Annotated in this window: 5 protein-coding genes; 2 read left to right on the top strand and 3 right to left on the bottom strand. The window is 74.8% G+C overall.

The window, feature by feature from the left end; genetic code table 11:
* Positions 1-105: 105 nt before the first annotated feature.
* Together ACYVE9_RS19905 and miaA are read right to left on the bottom strand one after the other, a co-directional pair.
* Positions 106-525, bottom strand: coding sequence for a hypothetical protein (locus tag ACYVE9_RS19905; protein ID WP_461029243.1), 420 nt, complete (start codon positions 523-525; stop codon positions 106-108).
* A 103-nt stretch (positions 526-628) separates the two neighbouring features.
* The gene (miaA, locus tag ACYVE9_RS19900; RefSeq protein WP_461029242.1) at positions 629-1,576 is read right to left on the bottom strand and encodes a tRNA (adenosine(37)-N6)-dimethylallyltransferase MiaA; all 948 of its coding nucleotides are present in this window, start codon (positions 1,574-1,576) and stop codon (positions 629-631) included.
* A 250-nt stretch (positions 1,577-1,826) separates the two neighbouring features.
* Here miaA and ACYVE9_RS19895 point away from each other — a divergent pair, with 250 nt between their 5' ends.
* The gene (locus ACYVE9_RS19895; protein WP_461029241.1) at positions 1,827-2,189 is read left to right on the top strand and encodes a hypothetical protein; all 363 of its coding nucleotides are present in this window, start codon (positions 1,827-1,829) and stop codon (positions 2,187-2,189) included.
* 32 nt (positions 2,190-2,221) lie between these two features.
* On the top strand, positions 2,222-2,536 hold the full coding sequence (locus ACYVE9_RS19890) for an antitoxin (protein WP_461029240.1): 315 nt from the start codon (positions 2,222-2,224) through the stop codon (positions 2,534-2,536).
* A 79-nt stretch (positions 2,537-2,615) separates the two neighbouring features.
* Here the strand turns inward: ACYVE9_RS19890 and ACYVE9_RS19885 are convergent, their stop codons facing one another.
* A complete protein-coding gene (locus ACYVE9_RS19885) occupies positions 2,616-3,323 on the bottom strand; it encodes a class III extradiol dioxygenase subunit B-like domain-containing protein (protein WP_461029239.1) in 708 nt (235 codons plus the stop codon).
* Between the last annotated feature and the right edge of the window lie 39 nt (positions 3,324-3,362).

The raw sequence follows: 3,362 nt of genomic DNA, 5'->3' as shown, positions 1-3,362 counted from the left end.
CGCGCGGGGGCGTGGGCGCGGAGCATGCGGGAGGCGGCGGCTGCGCGCAGTACGGCAGGTGCCAGGGCGGGCCGGAGGCGGAGCGGCGAGTGGGCGGTGGAGGCGTCAGCGCAGCCGGGCGACGCGCCAGATGGCCAGGGCCACGAGCGTGGTCACGATCAGCGCGTACAGCAGCGCCATGCGCCAGTTCGTGCGGGCGCCGGAACCTCGCGGCGCCAGCCCCGGCCAGGTGAGGCCGACCCGGCGGGCGGCCATCATCCCCCAGCCGGCGGCGCAGCAGCTGATGAGCAGTCCGAGCATGGCGACGACGGCACCGCCGTCCCCGAACTCGAAGGCGAGCGGGAAGGCGAACATCAACGAGCCTGTCGCCGCCAGGACCACGATCGGGGCGAGCTGCCAGATGCGCAGGCGCCGCGGCGGGCGCAGCTCCCCGTAGGACTCGCCCCCGGGCGCCTCCGCGGGGCCGTCTTCCAGCGGTTCCAGTACAGGGTCGTCGCTTTCGCGAGGGCCGGCCTCCATCGCCACGCACCCTCCCAGCTACGACTCTCGGCATTGCGGCTGAGGCTCGATGATGGCACGGCGCAAGGCCCGTCCACGCCGTCAGAAGCGACCCGATGCCATCACGTGATCAGGCTGTGACCGGTCGTTCGACGAGTGCCAGCGCCTCCGCGGCGAGTTGCGCGGCCCGGTCCCCGTCGCCGCTGAGCCAGTGCACCCGCGGGTCGCGACGGAACCAGGAGTCCTGGCGGCGCGCGAACCGCTTGGTCGCCCGCACGGTCTCCGCCCTCGCGTCGTCCATCGAGCACTCGCCGGCCAGCGCGGACAGCACCTGCTGGTAACCGAGGGCCCGGGCGGCGGTACGTCCCTCGCGGAGCCCGCCGGCCTCCAGTTCCCGGACCTCGTCGACGAGACCGCCCTCCCACATCCGGTCGACGCGCAGGGTGATCCGGCGGTCCAGTTCCGGTCGTTCCACGTGCACGCCGATCTGCACGGTGTCGTAGGCGCCCGGCTGGGCGTCCGGCCCCGGCAGGTTCGCGGTGAAGGGCCGACCGGTGATCTGGATGACCTCCAGGGCCCGGACGATGCGCCGGCCGTTGCTGGGCAGGATCGCGCGGGCCGCCTCCGGGTCGGCGGACGCCAGACGTGCGTGCAGCGGTCCGCTGCCGTGCTCCGCCAGCTCGGCCTCCAGCGCCGCCCGCACGTCGGGGTCGGTTCCGGGGAACTCGAGGGCGTCGATCGCTCCGCGCACGTAGAGGCCGGAACCGCCGACGAGCACGGGATGGCGGCCTTCGGCGAGCAGCCGGTCGATCTCGGCGCGGGCCAGCCGCTGGTACTCGGCGACGCTGGCGGCGACCGTCACGTCCCAGATGTCCAGCAGCCGGTGCGGGACGCCGCCCCGCTCGGCGGGCGTCAACTTGGCGGTGCCGATGTCCATACCCCGGTAGAGCTGCATCGAGTCCGCGTTGACGACCTCACCGCCCAGCCGCTGCGCGAGGGCCACGCTCAGATCGGACTTTCCGGCCGCGGTGGGGCCGACTACGGCGATGACCCGGGGGGAGGGAGGTGCGTTCTTCACAGTGCCCAGTCTCGCAAAGGCCGGACGGGCCGCACGAACGGGCGACGTGACGTGCCCGCGGCCCCCTCGTTCCCCCATCTTGAGGTTTCCCGAGGCCCCGGAGGGGCCCCTGGGTGACGTCCCGGGGGCTCCGGGCCCGGTTCACGCCGCGCCGGATGGCCGCCGACGGCCGTCCGCTACGGCGCCCGGGAGGAGGAGCCCGCCGCACACGTCGACAGACCGGACGGTCGACATCCAGACAGGAGCAGACATGAGCGTGTTTTCCTGGGTGAGGGACAAGGTGTCCCGCACCCCGCAGGGGAATCCCGGATCACCGGAGCCCGGGGCACAGGAGCCCGGGGCGCAGGAGCCCGGGGCACAGGAGGCCGGGGCACAGGACTCAGGCGGTGCGGAGTCGTCCGCGTCGGCGGTCCCGGCCGAGCAGGCGGCTCCGGCCGCCGGGCCGGAGCCGGCGGCCGAGTCCGACGGCGGCCCCGCCCCAGCCGATACGATCAAGAACGCGGCCGACACCGTCGAGCCGGAGATGACCGCGGCCGACGGCGCGGACATTCCCCGGCAGCAGTCGACGGCCGAGGCCGCCGACACCGAAGCGGGCGAGAGCGCCCGCACGTAGTCGACGCGAACCGCACGACGGAAGGTGACGCCATGAGCATTCTCAACAAGGTCAAGGGCCTGCTCGCCAAGCACGACGACAAGGTCGGACAGGCGGTCGACAAGGCGGCCGGCATGGCCGACCGCAGGACCGGCGGCAAGTACAGCAAGCACATCCGGACGGGCAGCGGCAAGGCCAAGGAGGCCGTCGAGAAGCTCTCCGACGACAAGGGCCGCGCCGGCGACGGCAGGACCGGCGAGCCCGGGGCCCCCGGTGCCACCGGAAGCACCGGCACGACCGACAGGCCCGCGAACCCCGGCCGCCCCGAGGGCGAGCAGCCGGGAGGCGAGGGCAGGACGGCCGGCTGAACACAGCCGTCGCCCTTCGGCCGCACGGCCTCACGGCCGTGCGCGCCGGGCGGCGGGGCCGCCGGAAGCGCAGGCGCCGTCAGGACCAGCTGGCGACGAGGTAGCCGACCCCGTAGGGAGCGCTGTCGTACAGCAGCCGGCCGCGCAGCCCGGCCCGCTCCCCCGCACCGGCCAGCACCTGCCAGCTGGACCGGCCGGAGACCATGAGTTCCGCGGCCAGTGACACGTCCAGGGCCGCGAGTGCGGCGATGTCCGCGGTGCCCAGCGCGAGGGCGACATCCGCGTCGAAGGAGACCGCCCGCTCATCGAAGTACCCGGGGGCCTTCACCGTGCGCCGGGCGCTGCCGTCCCCCATGACGAGCAGCGCGATGCGCTCGCCCTCCCCGGCGAGCTCCCGGCCCGCCTCGGCGCAGCGCTCGGGCGGCAGCTGCTCACCGACCCCCATGCCCTCGACCGGCGCACCACCCCACCGGGTACGTTCCAGCAGCCATGCGGCGACGCTCAGCGAGGGCGGCAGCTCGCGGTCGGTGTCCGGGCCCGCACCGAGCCGGACGGCCATGTCCACGCCGTAGCCCGAGAACGAGCCCCGGCTGCCGGCCGGGTAGACCCCGCGGTCCTCCCGCTCGGCCGGGCCGATGACGACCAGCCGGTCCGGGCGGGCGGCGGCGAGTACGCCGACGGCGTCGTAGCAGGCGACCCGGACCGCATCCAGTTCGTGGGCGGCACCGCCCGCGAGTTCGGGGACGAGGAGCGGGGGGCACGGGCAGACCGCGGCAGCGACAAGCATGTCCGCAGCCTAGCCCGGTCGGCGCGGCCGCCCGGTGAC

The organism is Streptomyces sparsus (assembly GCF_054776295.1).
Note: the sequence above shows the minus strand (reverse complement) of the source record. Positions and strands in the feature narration are given on the sequence as shown.